Source organism: Erwinia tasmaniensis Et1/99, assembly GCF_000026185.1.
GTDB classification, from domain to species: Bacteria; Pseudomonadota; Gammaproteobacteria; order Enterobacterales; family Enterobacteriaceae; genus Erwinia; species Erwinia tasmaniensis.
In genome coordinates this window covers 18,397-36,517 of the sequence record NC_010697.1, presented here as the reverse complement: position 1 = coordinate 36,517, position 18,121 = coordinate 18,397, and the positions used below count along the sequence as shown (strand labels likewise).

Sequence of the window (18,121 nt, the reverse complement as noted above, 5' to 3'; positions counted from 1 at the left end):
AATTCAATCTCCGCATCCTGATAAAAACCGCTGCCGCCTCCGGGCTGAAGCCCTCCGTTGTCCGGGCGTTCAGCCATGCACAAACAAGTTGCGCCCGGCTTCGCTTCCCCTGGTAAGAGCCGGAACTCAGTAGCAGGGCAGGGCGTTAATCAGCCAGGCGGGGCGGCTTCATTATTATCGCGTACCGGGCGGCGCAGTCCGAGGACAATAAATCCGATCACTAAAATAAATATTGGACATTTCTTCCGATAGTGCCGTTTTGCCTGGGCGGTGTGTGCCGGGAACCCGGCGGTAACGGGCGGCAGCTGCGCCCCGTTGTACTGATTAGCCTAGGATAGGGGCGCGGAGGCTGGAGGTCAGCACCAGATATGGCGATGAGTATAATGAATGTTGTAACTATTAAATGGCGGGAAGGGGGCTGGACAGAATGACCTGAATGTCTAATTGCCTGGGGAATGAATGACGGGAGTCCTGGGCCTGGAACAAGCCGGAGCGTCAGCGAACTGGCGCAGGGGGATCGTACCGCAGCCCGTGCCGGAATCTTGTTCAGAATATCTGGAGCAGTCGCAACTGTTCGAGAAGCCGGCCATCGACGTTGAGGCGCAGCCGGAGCCGGAGCCAATTCGTTTTGTTGTTTTACAATAAGTTAGTTAGTTTACGGTGCGAAAAATATCGGTGAATATTTTTGATGCATTCAGTCACGGCGGTGCGCTACGTGAAATTTGCGAGTGTTACCATGATTGCCGCCTTTATTATATCGGTAAGATCCAATACGCCCTGTTGTACGGGGCTATTTAATGTTTAAATACCAAGTTGCTTCTTTGTATATTCAATATCTACAAAAGGCGTCCAGTTACTTTTAAAAAATTCAGTAGCGGCTTGTTTCAGAGTAATCAAGCCAGATTCAAAGTCTCTTTTTACTGACTCATGAAAACAAGGAATATCATATGCTTTATTCTTGACGATCATGTCATTATCCCGCTGTATGTTCAACTTGAGATAATTATAACATTTCAGTTATATAACACAGGTGTTATCTATGATCGCTTGAATATTTTTGTTTTGCTTGTGAGCATAATCCAATCTCCATTATCCAATCTCGCCACCTCATAACCTTTTGAAACCAGATTATTAAGCTGTTGAACTGAATTAATCCCGGCTGCTTTAGCTGCCTTTTCCCGATTACCCTCATAGTAATCATTAATCATCTGGACAATAGAAATACGCATAATAACCTCATTGTAAGAACAATCATATTATATAACGATTGAGTTATATAGCAAGCGTATACAGGAGTGTAAAAAAGGCCGCTGTCATGATATGTGAGTATACGCGGCGTCCCTATATCATTCTGTATCTTTTTTTTATCTAAACAAAACCCGGCTTTGCAGGGTGGGGAATTTTACGGCTGAAGCCGTAATACTTTATGAGTCCTCGCTGGCGCTGCGGGGCTTCCGGCGTAAAACGCCTCCTATGCGCTTTGCGCATCAGCGGAACTGAACGGCATAGAACGTTGAGATGGACGCAAATTAATTTTGCATTTTGCATTATGTAAGACGTTGATCAACGAGCAGTATAATAATAACCAATTGAATTTAATTGATAAAGGTATAAAAAATGCTTGCCATTACCGCACTGGTGCGGTAATATTATCACATCGAAAGGGGATTGCCCCAATCACCATAGCCCGACACGGGCAGGAGCTAAAAATGAACATCCAGCAAGCACTTAATATCTTCGGGCTTTCCGGTGAACTGACCGAACAGGACGTTAAAAAAGCCTACAAACAGGCCGCTTTTAAATTTCACCCTGATAAAAACCGCGAAAACCCCGCCGCTGGGGAAATGATGAAAGCCATCAACGCCGCAAATGATTTTTTGATGCAAAACATCGACCGCATCAATGAAGCTCAGAGCAGCGACGATAACGCCCGATACAACTTTGGGGACGAACTGGAAAACGTGCTCAATGCTTTACAGGGTATGTCTGGCGTGATTTTCGAGGTTGCAGGTAACTGGATTTGGATCAGCGGCGACACGAAAGCGCACAAAGATGCTATCAAGGCGCTGGGCTGCAATTGGGCGAGCAAAAAGCAAATGTGGTTTTACCGCCCTGAAGAATACAAGGCGAGCCGGAACCGTAAGGAACACAGCATCGACGAAATCCGCGAAATATACGGCACCACAGGCCAGCGGAGCGCAACCGGATTTAAACGGGTAGGAACCAGAGCATAACGGGAGCGGGGGCGAAAGCCCCCATTGAAATTGCCAGGCCTGCTTTTCGGGTATAGAACCCGAAAACAGGGTAATAACCGCCACGCTGCATTGGCTGGCTTCGCCAGCGCAGCAAAGGAAGTGAAACAAAATGCAAAATTTTTTTGACAAATGGCAGCCTGTTTTTGAAATCGTCGCCCGTCTGCTGGGGAAAGGCTGGCGCGTGAATCTGCTGGATGCTTGCCCGTACAGGATTAAACTGACCACGCCGGAACTGAAACGCTATTCATTGATGGTGCGGGAAGAAAAATGCCGCCTGGTTATTAATGGCTTTGTTGAATCCCGGCACGGGCACGGCGCACGGTGTACCGTGTCGCAATCACGGGGTGTAACGGGCATTGCCGACGATATACGCCGTAAGATCCTCACCACGGCGCAGGAGGACGTTAAAAAGGCACAGGATGCGGAACAGGCGCAACGGGACGCGCAGGAGCAGGAAAAAATCATCAAAGGGATGTTATCTCAGCTTGTGACGCTGGATAACTGGCATGACGCGCTGACCGGATTTAAAGCAGAAAACGGCCTCAGCGGGAAAATAACTAACCATTTCAACGGCTACGGACTGTTTGTGCAGGGTTTAAGTGTGGAACAATTGATAAAATTAACGGGGGCGATAAAACAGTTATGAAAACAAATTCTTTTAGAAAAGGAAATTTCACGTATTATTTGAATTATGATGAAAACAAAAAACGTTACTCTTATGTTGTATATGTTAAAATTCGATCCAATAAACGTAAAACAGAATTAAAATCAAGCCGTGTAAAGGATATTGATATTTCTTTTCATAATTTAGATGATCCTGCTTTAAAAGGTTTATCGGATGAAAATATTAAAATGATTCAAACTCTAATAATGGAGATTGAAAAATGAATAATGAACCATCGGAAGTGAAACGATTAAGAGTAAAGACGGGTTTAACGCAAAGCAAAGCGGCTGAATTATTTGGTATGTCATTAAGTAATTGGCAGCGTAAAGAATCAATTTCTGGAAGGGTTGTACCAATTACTGCAAGTGAATTTATTCTTTTACAGTTAATGGCAGGTGAGCATCCCGATTATATGTTGTGCAAGCGCGACACGTTGCGCCCGTAACTCGCGTTGCTCGCACGCGCAGTACAGCAGTATCACTGTCTGACAGCCCTTTCAGGCTTTGCAGGGGCAGGGAATTGTCACGGCTAAAGCCGTAACGCGTTTTGAGTCCTCGCTGCCCTGAGGGGCATCAAAAAGCGTGAAAATCATCACGTATTTTGCTGTTTTTCATGAAAAATGCTTGATATTACCGCATGAGTGCGGTAATATTATCACATCGAAAGGGGATTGTCCCCAATCGCCATAGCCCGACACGGGCAGGAGCTAAAAAATGAAATCCATCTTAAACCTGACTTATCCAGCCACCTTTAAATTCTCTTTCACAAAAGCGGAAATAAAAGACGGTAAAGCATTTATGAATGCCTACGGTATCAAACAAACGTTTGAAGTGAAAAACCACGCTGAACTTGAACGCTTTATTCAGACTATCGCAGAAAAATGCGTTGTTAATCCCTCAAATGTTGATTATGAAATTATAGACTAACCACAACGGCGGGGAAAACCCGCCTTTTAGGAGCATGGGATGAAGAGTGAAACTCAATTGTTACTGGAAATAGCACGAGAAGTTGATAAAACAATCAGCAAGTTAAAAGAAGATTCTTATGATGATGTCATTATCTCGCTTCTTAAGTGTGCCGATACCGAACTAAAGAGATCTATAATTGCTGGCCTCATAGCTGGGGTGAAAATCAAACAGGATGTATATAAATGATTACGGAGATAAAGAAAATTGCAGTAGAAATGCTGTTTTGGCCTGCTTGTCCGGTCGATGATGATTATTGCTTTGATGCGATAAAATCTGAAAGAGGTGATCAGGTTGTTCGAGCAACCTGATCACCTATCAACAAAAAAAACAGAATGAGGTTTTAAAATGTCAACGTATCAGATCCTACAGCTTGCTGATTCCCTTGTCAAAGGCTGGGAAACTCGCATACCAGCCATGCAAGGCGAGGAATGGAACCAGTTCCGTTGGTGGTTAAATTATCTGCAAGGTTACGCAATGTTTTAATTAAAAAAAGGGGCTAAAAAGCCCCTTTAATGTGTCAGATATATTTGACAATTAAGGGGCGCGGTTATATAATAAAATTATCGAAAAGTTAGGGGCAAGGGAATGATAACAGTATTAAGTACAGAAATATTTGATAACTGGATTGATGTCCTGAAAGATGTCAGGGCAAAAACAAAGATTCAGGCACGAATCCGCAGGCTAAAAAATGGAAATTCCGGCGATATTGAACCTGTGGGCGAAGGGTTTTCAGAAATGCGGATTCATGAAGGTAAAGGCTACAGGGTTTATCTGAAGAAACACGGTAAGGTCATTGTTGTTTTGTTGTGTGGTGGCGATAAAAGTACACAACAAAAAGATATACTCAGAGCTAAAGCCATTTACAAAGAAATCGAGGGGGAGCTATGAAACTTAGAGAATATGACATTGCGGAACATTTGAATAGTGAAGAAGAAATGCAAATGTACCTCAATGAAATTATGGAAGATGGTGAACCGTCATTAGTTCTTTCCGCATTGGGTGATATTGCCAGAGCCAGAAACATGAGCCAGCTTTCAAGAGAAGTAGGAATGTCCAGAGAAGGGCTATATCATGCGCTATCAGGAAAAGGCAATCCAACATTCAGCGCTATGATGAAAATAACAAAAGCGCTAGGTTTAAAACTTCACTTCACAGGGGCATAACGCCCGTTTTTCAGAGTATAATCTAATGGTGCGGGGCACAACAAGGCAGGTAGTGATCCTTCACGATGTGGCTTTTCACATTGCGAACCCTGAAACATGAGAATAACCGCCCCTGTACTGATACCAAGCAGCATCGCCAGTACCATCCAAGCCCTCAATATAAACTCCCTAATCACTTCAGCCATGAGGATAATGGTAAAAAAGCTAACCCGGACTGATGATTTCTCAGACCGGGTAGATAGGCTTTACTCAGCGGCTTTATCGATCAGGAGATCGTCTTTATTTCTTCCAGCATCAAGCGCTGCTTTAAAAGCAGCTGGCGGTTTACCGCGACCAGACCATTCATGAGTATTACCATCAGTGTCCTTAATACGATATTTTGGAGGAACTACAGGTCGATAGTTTTTACCAGACCGCTTAGGGGAAACGCTTGAAGGAGTCAGCAAGGCTGGGTCTAACCCCAGTTCTACCATGTATTTTTTTACTTTTTCCAGATTTTCTACTTCATCCTGTTTTCTACGCTGTTCTTCTTTGTATTCATCTTCGCGTTCAGCAAGAACAGAATGAATCTTTTCTACAGCATCACGTAAAAACTCAAAATCTACTTCGCGTGCATATGCCCTCAAAGAACGGATATTGGAAAGTACCGCCGTTACAGCATCATGACGTGAATCACTACTCATTAGGAATCCTCTTATTTTGTGAGTTCAGATTTTTGTTTCGCTAATCAACTACTTTGATACAAACTAGAATATACTCGCCTCAAAACCTGCAAAATCATTTTAATATAGCAGTACTCACCATCGAAACAGGATATTAATCTCATTATGAAGCGTGTTCTAATACATGAAGCACATGCTTAAAATCCATCCCATAGAAAGTTCATCCTGCATACAGCACCCACGTACTGTACTTCACAGGTCTGTATGTGGGTTGATTGTGTCGATACAACTTACTAAGCGCAAGTACCACATCAGCTTTTTTTCTTAGCTTCCGCTTTCTTTTTGATTTCTGGTTTACCTTTCACTTCAGGGAAGAATGAAACGCAGCTCTTATCAAAAACACCTGCGCAAGCCCAATAAAACTCACCTTCAGCTTTTTTGCTTTTCATACGCTTCAACTGCTTCTGACAATTAGGGCAGGTTGTCGCTTTGGTATCCTTTGCCTTTTTTGACTCCGCAGCGGCTTTCCCTTTCCCTTCAAAATCAGGTTCGCCTTTGAAGTCAGGTAATGTTTTCTTACACTGTGGATCAGCCCTGAACCCGGAACAAGCCCAAAACTCACCGTTGGCCCCTTTGATTTTACGCATCGGTTTTTGGCAGTCAGGGCAGGCATGAGTATTTGCCGAGATATTCAGTCCGTTTTTATCCAGATCGTCGATAATGACTTTTATATATTCATCATTAAAACTTGCAAATTCAGCGACTGACATTTCACCTGCCTTAATCAATGCCTGCTTTTCTGCCCAAATAGCAGATATATCAGGTTGAGTAATTTCATCAGGGAATTTCGAACAAAGTTCTTGGCCTTGCTTAGTTGTTTTCCAAATTTTTTCTGAATACCCCTTAATTTTTTCAATGGTAATTAAACCAGTATTCGCAGCGAGTTTTGCGAGTATCCCGGCCCTCGTTGCTTCTGTTCCTAACGTTCCCCCGCCCTCTTTATCATCAAGAGCTTTGCGCAGAACGGGATCTTTAACGAATCGGCCTGCATTTTTCATCGCAGCAATGAGTGTTGACTCGGTGAAATATTTAGGTGGCTCGGTCTTCTTTTTGTCCACTTCTGAATTTTCACACATGCCTGTATCACTGAATTTCAGAGTAGACAAATCCAGTCCTGTGATCACCGTAGTATCAGGCTTATCTTCATCATCGTTATCCTGGGTTTTACCCAGGACTTCCCACCCTTTACTGACCAAGACGCTCTGAGTTGCAGTGAATGTGTCTTTATCAATATCAAAATGGACTTTAGTCTTATTCCTAACAGAATCAGAATAGAACAACGATATAAACCTAATAGCAATAATATTATATACGTACCTTTCCTTTGGACTAAGGCTAATATTAGCCCCGTTTTTTTGTGTCGGCAGAAGTGCGTGGTGCGCTTCACCTTCAATTTTTTTAGTGTTGAACGCTTTGTGCCTCTGGTCTTTATTCATACCATTAACAGCACCCAGCAGTTCAGGCATAGTTTGACCTATCGCTTTGGCTGTATCCAGCGCCTGATAAAAATGCTCGTCAGAAAGATAGCTGCAATTCGTGCGCGGATAACTGACCAGCTTGTGCGTTTCATAAAGTTTCTGAAGTATGTCGAGCGTCTCGTCGGCACTGTATCCGTATTTTTTTGCGCAAATAATCTGGAGTGAACCTAAATCAAGTGGCATTGGCGGCGCGGTATGCTCCGGTTTTGTCGTAACAACCGTTACCACTGCTTTCTTATCTTTAATCCGCTCGGCTATGTGCTTCGCCTGCGCTTCTGAAATCAGGCGTTTCTTATCATCAACCTGATCACTTTCAACAACCTGATATTTCGCTTTGACCGTATGGTCGTTAATGTCAATACCGCCATATACATCATAGTAATAGCTGACTGTGTGGTTTTGGTTAGCGAGTGTTCTATCGTTGATCAACCCTAACGTGGCGCTCTGTACACGCCCTACATTCAGAACGCCCTCATAGCCCTTCTCACGGCCTTTAAGAGTGAAACCGCGCGTCAGGTTGTATCCGAAACCTTGATCGGCTATTGCCCTAGCCAATGCGCTATTTGTCATGCCCCGGAAATTGACATTATGCTGCATGTTAGCCAGGGCCTTCTGGACGGGCGCAAGGTTAAGGTCAACAATCAGTAATCGCTCAACTGGTTTCTTATTCCCGCAGTAATCAAGAAGTTCATCAACGAGCAAGCATCCTTCTTCATCTGGATCACCTGCGTGTACAATCGTTGTCGCATCTTTAATCAACGACAGTAAAATATTTGTCTGACTGGCAGTCTGAGGTTTGATTTTTAGCTTTGGCGGGAAAACAGTTTTGATTGGTAAGTCTGAGAAATTCCATTTTCCGTACTTCGCATCATAATCCTGTGGATCAAACAACTCCAGCATATGCCCAACACACCAGGTAACGGCATCAGTTCCGTGTTGAAAATAGCCATTTTTCTTTTCAGTGCTTGGATTTCCCCCAAGTCCTTCAAAAATGGCTTTAGCTAAAGACGGTTTTTCAGCAATGAAAAGTCTCATATATTTTCTTCCTAAATTTAATAAATAGATTTAATACGGAATGCTGCACGCTTAGGCTTTGACGCCATGTATGAACTTATCGCAGATTCATTGAGTTTTTGACTGTAACATTGCCGTTCATAATCAAGGCAAAGATCTAAAGCATCTTCGAATTTTTTTATGGCTTTTATATCTTCGCTATCATATACATCAATATCTGCGTTGAGTATTTCAGTAAAAACACTTAACGACTTCTGGTATTCATCATCACTAATATATTTCATAGCTATGTACCAACATCTGAAAGCGGGAAACTAATTTTTACATCGCTCAAATTTTGCGTGGCTTGATAATCAGAATCAGGAACCGTTAACTCTACCTCTGCCGCACTTACTGTCATGCTTGGTGTAACATACACATCTGCACTTATAAGCAATTTATCAACACATATACGGTTATTAAAACGCTCTTTATCAGATTCAGTCATCATTGCTTTATCCATTTTTATTGGCTTTTAATTTCACTATCGTAAGATTTCATAAGCATTTACTTCAACATGTTAACTTCATGGTGAACCAACTCCCCATTTAATAACACAAATAAGAAAGAAAATATTTTACCTTTCTCTGACAACCAGTTTTTGTAACTTGAAAGTACAACTCCCCAGTCTGCTGTATTGTGATGGGATTCTATAACCCCAGACTGACAACGGCTGTTTTCATATATTTCACCGGAGAATACAACCCCTCGGCATGGTATGGAAAGATAATGATTACTCCTGTATTCAGGGAATGGTGTTATATCAATTTCCATTGTATTCCTGTCTATAACACTTGTTCCAATCACAACCGTAGTCACTTGAATCATGCTAATATCTCGAAATTGTTCAATTCTTTATAAACTGTCCGGCAGCTCATCATAGTTTTCTGTAATAATGATGCCCGTGTGCAGCTGAAAGCGTTTCATTAGAAAACGCTCACTGTGGTGCAATCGTAATGCAGTATCATTCCGGCACCGGTGAGGAACAGAACACCGCGGGTAATGGCCGCGAAGTGAGTAGAAAATTTATCCTGGCTTATCGCGGCGACAGCTTCCGTCAGCATGACATATACCATGAGCGCAAGTACGCTGAACCGGCCGGGCGGAAGACAAACAAGCAGCCCAAGTAAAATGGGCGACATAATCATCAGCAAACAACCCGCGATACCTGCCCAATTCCTGTACCTCCAGGCCCTCTGGCTCGATAATTGTGAAACGTCTACGGGCCACGCCTGTATTGCCCCCGTTTTCAGTCGCTTCAGCATATCAAGCAGCCGCTGCATCTCTGGCACCGCTGGATCGCCGCGCCCCAGCTCCCGGACGATGCGAAACTTCTCGTCACGAACCCGCCATGCCAGCGTTGCTATTTTCTCAGCCGCCGGGTAGCCCGACAGGTGAGTACTGAGGCGCATTTCAGCAATCATACCGAGCATATCTTGTCGGATTTCACTCTCCGTGAACGCATGGTGGCAGGCCCACTTTTCGACATGAGACAGGCACATAATGAAGCTCTGCTCGTTCTGTTCACAGGAAGAGTAAGATGTGTTCTTCACGTTTATTCCCCCTGATGCTCTGTAAGGGCGCATAGTCATGTTAATTCTCCGGGAAACAAAAAACCATCAATAGTGACACGCTTATATATATAATAGGCAAGCATGAATCTAGCTAAGACGATGGCAATGAAAAGAAAACCTAATTTTGAACTCAATAGGCACTTCGAATAATCTATACAATCATTTCATCTTCCATTTTTAAAAGTGCTAACAGGGTTTCGTTGAGTTCATAGTCACTAAAAACACAATCAGGATAGAAATGCGCGGCTTCACCTTTACTCCGGCATCATCATCAAAACAAAATGTAATAAAGCACTGTTACCAACACCAGAACAAGTCCAACTCTTTTGCCTGATTATTTTCACCTTCTAAGGAAAATTATTTCAGCACATGGTGCATCAGCATCCGCTCATCGAGCGCCTTTTTGCAGGCGTCGTCAGGACGTCCTTCACCTTCGGCCTTCATCCTGCAGCTCAGGTCACTGTATCCGGTGACGGACAGCGACAGACGGCGCATGAGTGCATCAGAGCGGTCGGAAAGACAGCCGAACCACGCCGCGCTATAAGTTTCAAAATCCTTGTCGCCATCGCGGGTTAACGTCTGGTTCTCACTGGTACATTGATGCTTAAAGATTGCCTGCGTCAGGGGCAGCACGGATGCCTCGTCCTTTTGCCAGGGTGAGAAGTCAAATTCATATTGCCAGCTCAGGTAACCTACGGCGCTCAACCAACCAAAAAGAAATAAGCAGGCTGCAATACCCGTTCGCTGATACCTTATTTTTTCCATCATTCAGTTTCCTGTCAGTTCGAATTTCATTTAAAAACCATTGATCATGGAAGGTTATTTATTACATAAAGTACAACCCCGGCAAAGGAGACAGCAAGAATTATGATTGAAAATATAATACTAATTTTTTCATCATGCGGAATTTACATACTCCCGTAAAATCAATCAGAACCAATCAAGACTAAATAACGCGCATAAACCTTTTTTGCATACCTCATACGAAAAGGCGCGTTTGCCCCTTTGAAACCCGCGTTATATGCTCCGACGGATTCCCAGTTAACACCGTTATTCATAATATTACTTGCTAAGATCCACGCACCCACGTGTATATTCTGACATGGGTTATTAAGTAATTCTTTTCTGCTAATCCCCATTTTATCAAGTACGGGATACCAGGACGAATTTATCTGCATCATACCGACGTCTTCACTGACAACGACCCCTGCTTTTCTGTTAAGCCCTATTGCTCCGGGATTGAGTGAACTTTCCACTTCTGCGATAGCCTTAAGCAATCGCCAGTCCACGCTGAACCTTTCACCTGCGTTTCTGAAACATTGTGTAATATCAGTTAATGCGTTCGCACCCGCCCGCAAGGGGCATGAGAAAATCCCCACAACAATCAATATCAATATCACTGTGCGTTGCATATTACTGCCACTACAAAAACTGGATATATAACGGTTACGAACGGAATATTTTGATAACGCAGCCCACCTAATCCGGCGAGTAAAAAGCTCGTCACAAGACATGCTGCCCCCCATTCAGGTCTTAGCCATACGCCAATAGCAGGCAAAAGGTAAATATCTCCGCTGGCCAGCGCTGGTCGCTGGCAACGCATAATTGCAATAACATTAACTACCAGGCACGGAATGACCATAACAGCAGCGCTAACTAATACAGGTGCGGCATCAAACTCGCCAGGCATCACCGTGCTTAACGCAATCCAGGATAACGCAAAAATGAGAATATCTGGCACCCAGCGCGTTACATAGTCTATATATGCTGCACTGCCAAAAAGCGCGATAAAAAAAGTTAAACCGTAGCTGTGGCTAACAAGCCAGCACGGAACCACTCCGGCGCAAATGATAAAGGTTGCAAAAAAGGGTTTTATGCTGACACTGTTATCCTGCTTACTAAAATAGATATTATTTTCTACTACGCTAACCTTGGCACCTTGATATAGCGTAGGTATATTAAATGCCAAGACTAGCGAATATAGTATTGATACAAAAAGCATTATCATATTACCTCACGTAAACCACATAGCCCGCCGGAATAAAGTCGGGGCGGGCAAGCCGCCCTGACGGAGTATTGATACCGGCCGCATCGCTCATGCCAAAGTGCGAACTGTATTCCGTGTCCTCCATCAGCTGCGCATAGAAGCCGGGGGAAGAGGGTGTGTAAACGTAACCGGCCCCCCCGCTGATGCGCAGACGAATACTGCTGCTCTGGGGTAGCCAGTCCGGCAGCGTGATACGCGAAGCGGCATCTCCGTCGGGAGGCGTATCGGCTACCCAGAGATCGTTAAAGGCAGATACGTAGTGAAGAAACTGGCCCGACTGCTGCGCCTGCTGCGCGTTGGCCAAGGTGTCCCTGTTTGCATCATTGACGCAGGACAACAGAATGCTCACCGCCGCGAGCAGTGCGGCAGCGAAAAAAAGGGAAGATCGCATGGTTAAGCCTGATAATCTCGCCGCCGGGCCCGTCACTGAGATCGGAACGATACCCAGCCCTTTATTTAAAATTTCAGTAGCCAATGGCAGACCAGTGAAAGCGTTGCGTAGCACCCTGTATGCGGGATGATGTTCCCACTGAAAAACTACCAGGATAAATTGTACCCAGCCACGCCATTTCACTCGCGCCTTCACCGCCGATATCATCGGGAGTGATCTGCACATTGAGAACACGTGAAAAGGATATCTGCTTTCCGTTGATGTAAAACTGCGGTGTCACACCTACCCACCCTTCATAAAGGCCATAGCCAGAAGCCAGCGAGTTGGTCTGAGAAAGGGTGACGGCTGCACCCGTTCCCCAAGCAATTTTCAATCCGTTCGGGAAGGCTATCCCGCCATTTTCATCTCGTGAAAAAGGCACCCAGTCCCATATACCAGCCTGACAGGACAATACGGCGCCCGAACTGTCCCGGCTGACGCCGCCCCAGGTATCACAGTATGTTCCGGCTGTATTGACCTGCTGCAGCTTCATTATTCCACCAATCACCGCGTCTTGACCGGCACGAAGTGTGCCATTGGCCGTGACGTCATTACCGGCGGTGACGCTTCCTGAAGCGGACATGCTTCCGCTGGCCGTGACATTTCCCGAAGCAGAAATACTGCTCCGGGAGGTGATATTACCGTTAGCGTTGATGGTGTCGTTCGACTGGATACTCTGCGTGGCGGTAAGTCGTGCGGTATTTACATCGGCCGACGCGTTCAGCGTCTGGGTCCCGATGGTTTTCGCGCTGCTAATGTCGTTGCTGCCCATGTTAAGCGTAGTACCCATCGTGTTGAGTTCTGGATGCCCTGCAACGCTGTGACGGTAAAGATAATCGTTCACTAGCGCACCGTTGGAGTAGAAGCCGGCAATCACCACGCTCCCTTCACCCGGATTGTAGCCTCCGAAGGCCGACAGGTTTTCCTGCCAGCTACCAATCGCGCCCTTAGCCACGCCGTTCTCTATATAGCCACCGGCTGCTCCAATATGATTTGCGAACTTGCGCGCCAGGCTGAGCGTCAGCTGTGCACCATCTATTAGAAACGTCATAGTGTGAAATTTGTTGACCGCTGGCTGAAAGATAAGCGTGTGATAAGTGGCAGTGTAAGCGTTAGTCGATGAAAAGCCGTATGGCAAGTAACCGGCATTAACGAGCATAGGTACTGTAAGCGTAAAACCTCTGGTCGGACTGCTCCCCGCTGCAATTGTTGCCTGCTGATCGGCAATGTAACGGTTAACGGCTTTCTGCACCGTATTCGCCTGACCTGCTGCCACGTTGAGTTGATACTCCTCCGCAGCCCATACAATCAGTGGGATAAATAGTGTCACAACAATTACGATGGCTATTCCATACGCCACTGTTGCATCTGTAATCTGTGCAATACCTCGTTTCATCTTGTTCACGATTTAGTCCCTAAATTCATATGTCATGTTGCTGAACTGGTCTGTAAGGTTGAAATTTCCGGCGGTTATTTTTGCCCTTATTGTCGCGGCGGCTGGCGTGTTGCGTATGTTGAAACCGGCTATATCGACATGACGTTGGTTGTTATCTGTATTGATGCGCATCGTCTGATGCGCCAGCACATACAGTGTGCTGGCTATGTTAGCGCGTGCAGCAGGACTCACTTCTTCACAGAACATAACGTAACGCTCTAGGGCTTCAGTAATCGATGATGCGTGAATTGTTGAAACGACAAACATGCTGAGCGAGGCTTTCAGCACTTCATGTGCAGTTGCACCATCTCGGATTTCTCCCAGCAAGAATGCTGACGCACCCATTCGGTACGCTTTACGCGTTGCGCTGGCATAGCCCTCATCTTCATGTACTTCAAGCTGGATACAGCGCCCGTTTCCGTGTCTGCCCTGTAGCAGGGTTTCTGCAGGGTCTTCAATCGCCACGCCAAGCTCACCGGTTTTCTCAATCCTGTGCTGTAAGATTGACGATGCCGTGGTGGTTTTACCAGAGGCCATTTTTCCGGCGATCAGAAACAGTCCTGTGGCGGCTGGCTGTTCTACAGATCGACGAAGTGGGGTGCTGAAAGGAATATCTTTGAATGCACGTATATGTGCCGGTGTCTGCCTCAGCACCAGGTCTGTGCGGCCGAGCAAGTCTTTTGAGATTGTTGCGCGGTATAAACGTGTATCGTAAAAAACCGAAAATTCACTCCGGCCCGTTTCGCGATGCTGTTTGATACATACGGCCTGAATTTTTTTTACATCATCGCTTAGACATTCAGGAACAGGTGACAAAAAATTGGCAGAACCCAGCATCCCTTTGATTTCAGCATAGCTTTCACCAATATAGAGGTCGATAAAGTCAGATTCTCTGAGTGTATTTACTGTCATGATAAGTCCGGGTATTGCCGCCGCTATGCGGCGGCGGTAAGGGTTATGATTTTGTATTGAATGTCAGCGTATTATTGCCATCGGTGCATTCAGTCGCCGCATTTGCGGCGGTGACTTCCCCCGTAAACGTGGTGTTATTGATTTTTGTTGACTTCAAATCCGTTGTACCCAGACTTTTCGCTATTTTCAGGCAATCGCTTTGTGGCAACTGACTTGTGGTTACGATGAACCCGACACCATTTCCAGTGACCGTTACCTGCCCTCCCGACTTGTTATATATTTTGTTATCAGCGATTGTGTAGCTTTTAGAAATGCTGCCACCCTTTATTAGCGCAGGTACAAAATCATCGTTTCCGTATCCGTTGCTGTTTTTAAGATTTTTCGTTTCGTTTATCACCATTGTCAGTAGTGACGTATCACTCGTACTTTTCACATAGAAGTAGCCGACTGTCGCCGCTGCAAGAACCAGGCCGATAATCACCATACTGATACCCAGTGATACGGTCTGGTCAGTAATCTGCGCGATACCTTTTTTTAACTTTTTCATGCTTAAAACCCTTTTGTTGGACGTATTTAGTGAGCACGCGAGAAGCGTGTTTCGTTTGGATTGAAGTTTGTAAAATGGTGGTTTAGTTCTTTAATCTCTTAATGAAAAAATGTCGGAGCTGCAAAGAGAATAAAAATAATAATTACCGCAGAGAGGCCATATGTCACGGTCATATCATTTAAATATAAGCCCACTTTATTTCCTTTCATCTAACCTCTTATTATTGACGTAGTTATTGAATTCATTACCTCGACTCAATTAATGAAAATGAGATAAAGCCTGATACGTTTTTAATTAAAGAAAAATGCTTTCTGGATAAGACTGAACATGATGAGCATTAATGAGCAAATCATAACACCGCTGAGCAACAGGCAGACTATACGCATTCGATCGCCGGTTTTCTCTACGCTGCTTACCGTGCGGTCAAGCCAGGTTGCAGCGAATCGTTTCAGAGAACCCTCACTGTTTTTTGTCTCAAACAGGCTTTGTAGTTTGATGATTGCGCGTTCATCGGGAAATTCGTAGCCCGTTGCATCAAGCGCCTGGCCCAGGTTTTTTTCTCCCGTGCTTACAGCACGTTCCAGCGCCTCAAGACGTTCATAAAGCCATGACGAGCGCGTTGACTTTTTCATGCTGGTTACGGCCTGCTCGATGGGAATCCCTGCCGCATCCATCGCATTCATGTTCATGATAAAAGCAGCTCCCTGAATGCGCCGGTAAATCGACCAGGGAGGAAATCGATCCAGAAAGAAACGTAATCGCCCCGTCAGTCGGTTCAACGAGAAAATCACGGCGGCAACAATGCCCCCCATACACAGCAGCAGCAGCCACCACCACTGAGTTAGCAGCAGATAAAAGTAATACACGCCGGTCTGTAATGTGTTCCACTGTTGCAGCGGTACAGATTGCAAAATAGCAGGAACAAGCATGATACAGAATAATGCCACAACACCGATTGAAAGCAGTATCAAGTAGCATGAAACTGTTGCGGTTGATTTAACGATGCTGCGGATCCGTCCCGTTCCGTCTGCAATAGTGATTGCGTTCATGAACCCATCTTCAGGTCGCCCCGCCAGATCGCATGACTCTATAATGCTCAGCTCCTGATCGGGTATCCATTCGCGCATTGATTCGCCCAGTCCGAATCCGTTTCCTAAATTTTCAGCACACTCTGACAATATCTGAGCTACAGCATCGCCGGGCTTCTTACCTCTCCTGCTGTAATTATCTATCAGACGCTGGTAAGCATCTTTTACGTGTCTCCCGTCGAGAAGATACTGCCTGAAATCATCATAAATCTCTATGCGGTCTAGTTCGCTGAAAGTGGCATGATAAAGAAAACGTTCAAATCTGTTCACATTTCGGCCCCCGCTTTTAAGCGTGTATCGCGGTCGAGGTTGCATATCCGCCGATGCGCCCAAACCGGATCGGTTAAGCCCTCGTTAATTAAATTTGTCAGGTTCTGACATAGCGTTACGCCGCCTTTGTCTATCCAGTCCAGGTACGCCGCGAGCTTTCCTTTGACGTTGTAAATACGCATAAACACGTTATCCGTTTCGATGACTTCAAACACCGCCGTTCGTCCTTTTATTCCCGTGCCGCCGCAACAGCTGCACCCGCCCGGCCTTCGCAAGTAGACCTTTGAAATATCAGCATGACTTTCAACCATCTCCTGCATCACAGGACTGACACTTGACCGCCCCTCGTGCCACGGTATCTTGCATTCGTTGCACAGCAACGGTACAAGCCGCAGTCCGACCAAGCCCGATACTATCGTCGGGTCAAATAGCAGGTCATTATCGACGCCGAATCCGCGCAGCCGGTGCAGAATATCCGCTGCTGAATTAGTGTGAATTGTTGATAGCAATGGTGTACCGGTGTTCACGGCCTCAATGACGGCGTTTGCGGCGGCAGGACTACGAATTTCACCGACATAGAGTCGATCTGGATCCATTCGTAGCAGGTTTTCAACGCCCTCTGCGTAAGTTTGTTTTCCTTTTGGTGTCTGAAATACGCCATCGATTGGTGATTCAATCGGGTCTTCGACAGAAAGGATATTTTCTCCGGGGTCTTCAGCTGCCAGCCACTCTGCTGAACACTGACAAACCGTAGACTTCCCGTGACCGGTAGGGCCACTAAACAGCGTTGCGCCAGAACTCGTTAACGTCCGGCGTAGCGTGTTTTCTTCAGCCGGTCTTAGTCCCAGCTGGTTAAAATTTAGCGTTTGCTTTCGGCGGCTAACGAGTCGAAGCGCCACGGCCAGCCTTCCCTGACCGCCTGGGCGACTTGCAAATCGTATCGTACTGAGTCCGTAGCCGTTGACGAACTGTTCTTTGACACGCGCGTCACACGGTTCTGTGTAGCTCAGAGAGGTATGGCTCTGCTCTTCACTCATTGAGTTATAGAGCGTGTTAACAAGCCGCGTTCCCCACTCCACAGACTCAGTACGCACCTGCCTCATATTGCCGTCGATTCGATAAAGTACGCGCGTGAAACGACTTTCTATCCTGAAATGTATATCAGATCCACGTTGTGCCGTGGCGTCTGCTATCAGTGTGAGATTAAGGTTCTGGTAATCGCTGCTGCCCTCTGTTTCATCTCCTGAATCGCTGAACTGATGTGATAACTTTTCAATTTCTGCGCGGTCACACCATACAACCTGGATATCAATTTCGTTCTTACGCAGCTGCTGTCGAAGTTCAAAATATTCTGTGCTTTGACCCAACTCGTGAAGGACGTAGAGACTATAATCCTGATTTTGTTCGTCACGGATCAGCCTCATACTTTCGCGCAGCGTCATAGAAAAATGACTGCCGTTTTCCCGAACGGGAAGAGAAACTAACGAGTGAGTTTTTTCACTAATCTGCGTCATG

The 18,121-nt window shown here is 45.5% G+C and carries 27 protein-coding genes; 10 read left to right on the top strand and 17 right to left on the bottom strand.

Annotated elements, in window-relative coordinates; all coding sequences use genetic code 11:
- Nucleotides 1–459: 459 nt before the first annotated feature.
- Nucleotides 460–645, top strand: a complete 186-nt coding sequence (locus tag ETA_RS19765; protein ID WP_042958400.1) for a hypothetical protein — start codon at nt 460–462, stop codon at nt 643–645.
- A gap of 156 nt (nt 646–801) precedes the next feature.
- Here ETA_RS19765 and ETA_RS20120 read toward each other — a convergent pair whose 3' ends face one another.
- Together ETA_RS20120 and ETA_RS00445 are read right to left on the bottom strand one after the other, a co-directional pair.
- Nucleotides 802–969, bottom strand: coding sequence for a hypothetical protein (locus ETA_RS20120; RefSeq protein ID WP_167310299.1), 168 nt, complete (start codon nt 967–969; stop codon nt 802–804).
- Nucleotides 970–1,037: 68 nt separating this feature from the next.
- Nucleotides 1,038–1,229: a hypothetical protein gene (locus ETA_RS00445; RefSeq protein WP_012443242.1), complete on the bottom strand. Its 192-nt coding sequence runs from the start codon at nt 1,227–1,229 to the stop codon at nt 1,038–1,040.
- A gap of 480 nt (nt 1,230–1,709) precedes the next feature.
- Between ETA_RS00445 and ETA_RS00440 the strand changes: the two genes are divergently transcribed.
- From ETA_RS00440 to ETA_RS00410, 9 genes are all read left to right on the top strand, one after another.
- Nucleotides 1,710–2,234 (top strand): J domain-containing protein, encoded by a 525-nt coding sequence (locus tag ETA_RS00440; protein ID WP_042958398.1) that lies wholly within the window; start codon nt 1,710–1,712, stop codon nt 2,232–2,234.
- 130 nt (nt 2,235–2,364) lie between these two features.
- Nucleotides 2,365–2,901, top strand: a complete 537-nt coding sequence (locus ETA_RS00435; RefSeq protein WP_012443240.1) for a hypothetical protein — start codon at nt 2,365–2,367, stop codon at nt 2,899–2,901.
- Nucleotides 2,898–3,143 carry a hypothetical protein gene (locus ETA_RS00430; RefSeq protein WP_012443239.1) on the top strand — a complete coding sequence of 82 codons (246 nt, stop codon included), beginning with the start codon at nt 2,898–2,900 and terminating at the stop codon, nt 3,141–3,143. The genes ETA_RS00435 and ETA_RS00430 overlap by 4 nt, the downstream gene beginning before the upstream one ends.
- A complete protein-coding gene (locus tag ETA_RS18925; RefSeq protein WP_012443238.1) occupies nt 3,140–3,364 on the top strand; it encodes a helix-turn-helix domain-containing protein in 225 nt (74 codons plus the stop codon). The genes ETA_RS00430 and ETA_RS18925 overlap by 4 nt, the downstream gene beginning before the upstream one ends.
- A gap of 268 nt (nt 3,365–3,632) precedes the next feature.
- The gene (locus ETA_RS00425; protein ID WP_012443237.1) at nt 3,633–3,845 is read left to right on the top strand and encodes a hypothetical protein; all 213 of its coding nucleotides are present in this window, start codon (nt 3,633–3,635) and stop codon (nt 3,843–3,845) included.
- A 39-nt stretch (nt 3,846–3,884) separates the two neighbouring features.
- A complete protein-coding gene (locus ETA_RS00420; protein ID WP_012443236.1) occupies nt 3,885–4,073 on the top strand; it encodes a hypothetical protein in 189 nt (62 codons plus the stop codon).
- Complete coding sequence (locus ETA_RS20520) at nt 4,070–4,195, top strand: hypothetical protein (protein WP_269446398.1); 126 nt, start codon at nt 4,070–4,072, stop codon at nt 4,193–4,195. Before ETA_RS00420 ends, ETA_RS20520 begins: the two co-directional genes overlap by 4 nt.
- A 277-nt stretch (nt 4,196–4,472) precedes the next feature.
- The gene (locus tag ETA_RS00415; protein WP_012443235.1) at nt 4,473–4,775 is read left to right on the top strand and encodes a type II toxin-antitoxin system RelE/ParE family toxin; all 303 of its coding nucleotides are present in this window, start codon (nt 4,473–4,475) and stop codon (nt 4,773–4,775) included.
- On the top strand, nt 4,772–5,050 hold the full coding sequence (locus ETA_RS00410) for an addiction module antidote protein (protein ID WP_012443234.1): 279 nt from the start codon (nt 4,772–4,774) through the stop codon (nt 5,048–5,050). Before ETA_RS00415 ends, ETA_RS00410 begins: the two co-directional genes overlap by 4 nt.
- Before the next feature lie 245 nt (nt 5,051–5,295).
- Here ETA_RS00410 and ETA_RS00405 read toward each other — a convergent pair whose 3' ends face one another.
- The 15 genes from ETA_RS00405 to ETA_RS00340 all read right to left on the bottom strand — a co-directional run bounded on the left by ETA_RS00405 (nt 5,296) and on the right by ETA_RS00340 (nt 18,120).
- Nucleotides 5,296–5,733, bottom strand: coding sequence for an H-NS family histone-like protein (locus tag ETA_RS00405; protein ID WP_012443233.1), 438 nt, complete (start codon nt 5,731–5,733; stop codon nt 5,296–5,298).
- 290 nt (nt 5,734–6,023) lie between these two features.
- Nucleotides 6,024–8,285, bottom strand: a complete 2,262-nt coding sequence (locus tag ETA_RS00400) for a DNA topoisomerase 3 (RefSeq protein ID WP_012443232.1) — start codon at nt 8,283–8,285, stop codon at nt 6,024–6,026.
- A 17-nt stretch (nt 8,286–8,302) separates the two neighbouring features.
- Entirely contained in the window at nt 8,303–8,548 is a 246-nt protein-coding gene (locus tag ETA_RS00395) for a hypothetical protein (RefSeq protein ID WP_012443231.1), read from the bottom strand.
- Nucleotides 8,549–8,550: 2 nt separating this feature from the next.
- On the bottom strand, nt 8,551–8,754 hold the full coding sequence (locus tag ETA_RS00390) for a hypothetical protein (RefSeq protein ID WP_042958396.1): 204 nt from the start codon (nt 8,752–8,754) through the stop codon (nt 8,551–8,553).
- Between the two features lie 56 nt (nt 8,755–8,810).
- Nucleotides 8,811–9,077 carry a hypothetical protein gene (locus ETA_RS18920; protein WP_071819143.1) on the bottom strand — a complete coding sequence of 89 codons (267 nt, stop codon included), beginning with the start codon at nt 9,075–9,077 and terminating at the stop codon, nt 8,811–8,813.
- A 152-nt stretch (nt 9,078–9,229) separates the two neighbouring features.
- Nucleotides 9,230–9,856, bottom strand: coding sequence for a hypothetical protein (locus ETA_RS00385; RefSeq protein ID WP_157861757.1), 627 nt, complete (start codon nt 9,854–9,856; stop codon nt 9,230–9,232).
- A 378-nt stretch (nt 9,857–10,234) separates the two neighbouring features.
- Nucleotides 10,235–10,645, bottom strand: coding sequence for a hypothetical protein (locus ETA_RS00380; protein ID WP_012443227.1), 411 nt, complete (start codon nt 10,643–10,645; stop codon nt 10,235–10,237).
- Between the two features lie 158 nt (nt 10,646–10,803).
- Nucleotides 10,804–11,289: a lytic transglycosylase domain-containing protein gene (locus ETA_RS00375; protein WP_042958395.1), complete on the bottom strand. Its 486-nt coding sequence runs from the start codon at nt 11,287–11,289 to the stop codon at nt 10,804–10,806.
- Entirely contained in the window at nt 11,274–11,879 is a 606-nt protein-coding gene (locus ETA_RS00370; protein ID WP_157861756.1) for a prepilin peptidase, read from the bottom strand. The genes ETA_RS00375 and ETA_RS00370 overlap by 16 nt, the downstream gene beginning before the upstream one ends.
- 7 nt (nt 11,880–11,886) lie before the next feature.
- Nucleotides 11,887–12,315 carry a type IV pilus biogenesis protein PilM gene (pilM, locus tag ETA_RS00365; protein WP_042958393.1) on the bottom strand — a complete coding sequence of 143 codons (429 nt, stop codon included), beginning with the start codon at nt 12,313–12,315 and terminating at the stop codon, nt 11,887–11,889.
- A 73-nt stretch (nt 12,316–12,388) separates the two neighbouring features.
- Nucleotides 12,389–13,750 carry a shufflon system plasmid conjugative transfer pilus tip adhesin PilV gene (pilV, locus tag ETA_RS00360; RefSeq protein WP_231853266.1) on the bottom strand — a complete coding sequence of 454 codons (1,362 nt, stop codon included), beginning with the start codon at nt 13,748–13,750 and terminating at the stop codon, nt 12,389–12,391.
- A gap of 12 nt (nt 13,751–13,762) precedes the next feature.
- Nucleotides 13,763–14,701 (bottom strand): ATPase, T2SS/T4P/T4SS family, encoded by a 939-nt coding sequence (locus ETA_RS00355; protein ID WP_012443224.1) that lies wholly within the window; start codon nt 14,699–14,701, stop codon nt 13,763–13,765.
- 43 nt (nt 14,702–14,744) lie between these two features.
- Nucleotides 14,745–15,248: a type 4 pilus major pilin gene (locus ETA_RS00350; RefSeq protein WP_012443223.1), complete on the bottom strand. Its 504-nt coding sequence runs from the start codon at nt 15,246–15,248 to the stop codon at nt 14,745–14,747.
- 290 nt (nt 15,249–15,538) lie between these two features.
- Nucleotides 15,539–16,606 carry a type II secretion system F family protein gene (locus tag ETA_RS00345; RefSeq protein WP_012443222.1) on the bottom strand — a complete coding sequence of 356 codons (1,068 nt, stop codon included), beginning with the start codon at nt 16,604–16,606 and terminating at the stop codon, nt 15,539–15,541.
- Nucleotides 16,603–18,120, bottom strand: a complete 1,518-nt coding sequence (locus ETA_RS00340) for a GspE/PulE family protein (RefSeq protein ID WP_012443221.1) — start codon at nt 18,118–18,120, stop codon at nt 16,603–16,605. Before ETA_RS00340 ends, ETA_RS00345 begins: the two co-directional genes overlap by 4 nt.
- Nucleotide 18,121 lies beyond the last annotated feature (1 nt).

What these genes read in the sequence shown, in the direction of transcription:
- ETA_RS19765 (WP_042958400.1), top strand. Translation starts at nt 460, where the DNA reads ATGACGGGAGTCCTGGGCCTGGAACAAGCCGGAGCGTCAGCGAACTGG.
- ETA_RS20120 (WP_167310299.1), bottom strand. Translation starts at nt 969, where the DNA reads ATGATCGTCAAGAATAAAGCATATGATATTCCTTGTTTTCATGAGTCA.
- ETA_RS00445 (WP_012443242.1), bottom strand. Translation starts at nt 1,229, where the DNA reads ATGCGTATTTCTATTGTCCAGATGATTAATGATTACTATGAGGGTAAT.
- ETA_RS00440 (WP_042958398.1), top strand. Translation starts at nt 1,710, where the DNA reads ATGAACATCCAGCAAGCACTTAATATCTTCGGGCTTTCCGGTGAACTG.
- ETA_RS00435 (WP_012443240.1), top strand. Translation starts at nt 2,365, where the DNA reads ATGCAAAATTTTTTTGACAAATGGCAGCCTGTTTTTGAAATCGTCGCC.
- ETA_RS00430 (WP_012443239.1), top strand. Translation starts at nt 2,898, where the DNA reads ATGAAAACAAATTCTTTTAGAAAAGGAAATTTCACGTATTATTTGAAT.
- ETA_RS18925 (WP_012443238.1), top strand. Translation starts at nt 3,140, where the DNA reads ATGAATAATGAACCATCGGAAGTGAAACGATTAAGAGTAAAGACGGGT.
- ETA_RS00425 (WP_012443237.1), top strand. Translation starts at nt 3,633, where the DNA reads ATGAAATCCATCTTAAACCTGACTTATCCAGCCACCTTTAAATTCTCT.
- ETA_RS00420 (WP_012443236.1), top strand. Translation starts at nt 3,885, where the DNA reads ATGAAGAGTGAAACTCAATTGTTACTGGAAATAGCACGAGAAGTTGAT.
- ETA_RS20520 (WP_269446398.1), top strand. Translation starts at nt 4,070, where the DNA reads ATGATTACGGAGATAAAGAAAATTGCAGTAGAAATGCTGTTTTGGCCT.
- ETA_RS00415 (WP_012443235.1), top strand. Translation starts at nt 4,473, where the DNA reads ATGATAACAGTATTAAGTACAGAAATATTTGATAACTGGATTGATGTC.
- ETA_RS00410 (WP_012443234.1), top strand. Translation starts at nt 4,772, where the DNA reads ATGAAACTTAGAGAATATGACATTGCGGAACATTTGAATAGTGAAGAA.
- ETA_RS00405 (WP_012443233.1), bottom strand. Translation starts at nt 5,733, where the DNA reads ATGAGTAGTGATTCACGTCATGATGCTGTAACGGCGGTACTTTCCAAT.
- ETA_RS00400 (WP_012443232.1), bottom strand. Translation starts at nt 8,285, where the DNA reads ATGAGACTTTTCATTGCTGAAAAACCGTCTTTAGCTAAAGCCATTTTT.
- ETA_RS00395 (WP_012443231.1), bottom strand. Translation starts at nt 8,548, where the DNA reads ATGAAATATATTAGTGATGATGAATACCAGAAGTCGTTAAGTGTTTTT.
- ETA_RS00390 (WP_042958396.1), bottom strand. Translation starts at nt 8,754, where the DNA reads ATGATGACTGAATCTGATAAAGAGCGTTTTAATAACCGTATATGTGTT.
- ETA_RS18920 (WP_071819143.1), bottom strand. Translation starts at nt 9,077, where the DNA reads ATGGAAATTGATATAACACCATTCCCTGAATACAGGAGTAATCATTAT.
- ETA_RS00380 (WP_012443227.1), bottom strand. Translation starts at nt 10,645, where the DNA reads ATGATGGAAAAAATAAGGTATCAGCGAACGGGTATTGCAGCCTGCTTA.
- ETA_RS00375 (WP_042958395.1), bottom strand. Translation starts at nt 11,289, where the DNA reads ATGCAACGCACAGTGATATTGATATTGATTGTTGTGGGGATTTTCTCA.
- ETA_RS00370 (WP_157861756.1), bottom strand. Translation starts at nt 11,879, where the DNA reads ATGCTTTTTGTATCAATACTATATTCGCTAGTCTTGGCATTTAATATA.
- pilM (WP_042958393.1), bottom strand. Translation starts at nt 12,315, where the DNA reads ATGCGATCTTCCCTTTTTTTCGCTGCCGCACTGCTCGCGGCGGTGAGC.
- pilV (WP_231853266.1), bottom strand. Translation starts at nt 13,750, where the DNA reads ATGAAACGAGGTATTGCACAGATTACAGATGCAACAGTGGCGTATGGA.
- ETA_RS00355 (WP_012443224.1), bottom strand. Translation starts at nt 14,701, where the DNA reads ATGACAGTAAATACACTCAGAGAATCTGACTTTATCGACCTCTATATT.
- ETA_RS00350 (WP_012443223.1), bottom strand. Translation starts at nt 15,248, where the DNA reads ATGAAAAAGTTAAAAAAAGGTATCGCGCAGATTACTGACCAGACCGTA.
- ETA_RS00340 (WP_012443221.1), bottom strand. Translation starts at nt 18,120, where the DNA reads ATGACGCAGATTAGTGAAAAAACTCACTCGTTAGTTTCTCTTCCCGTT.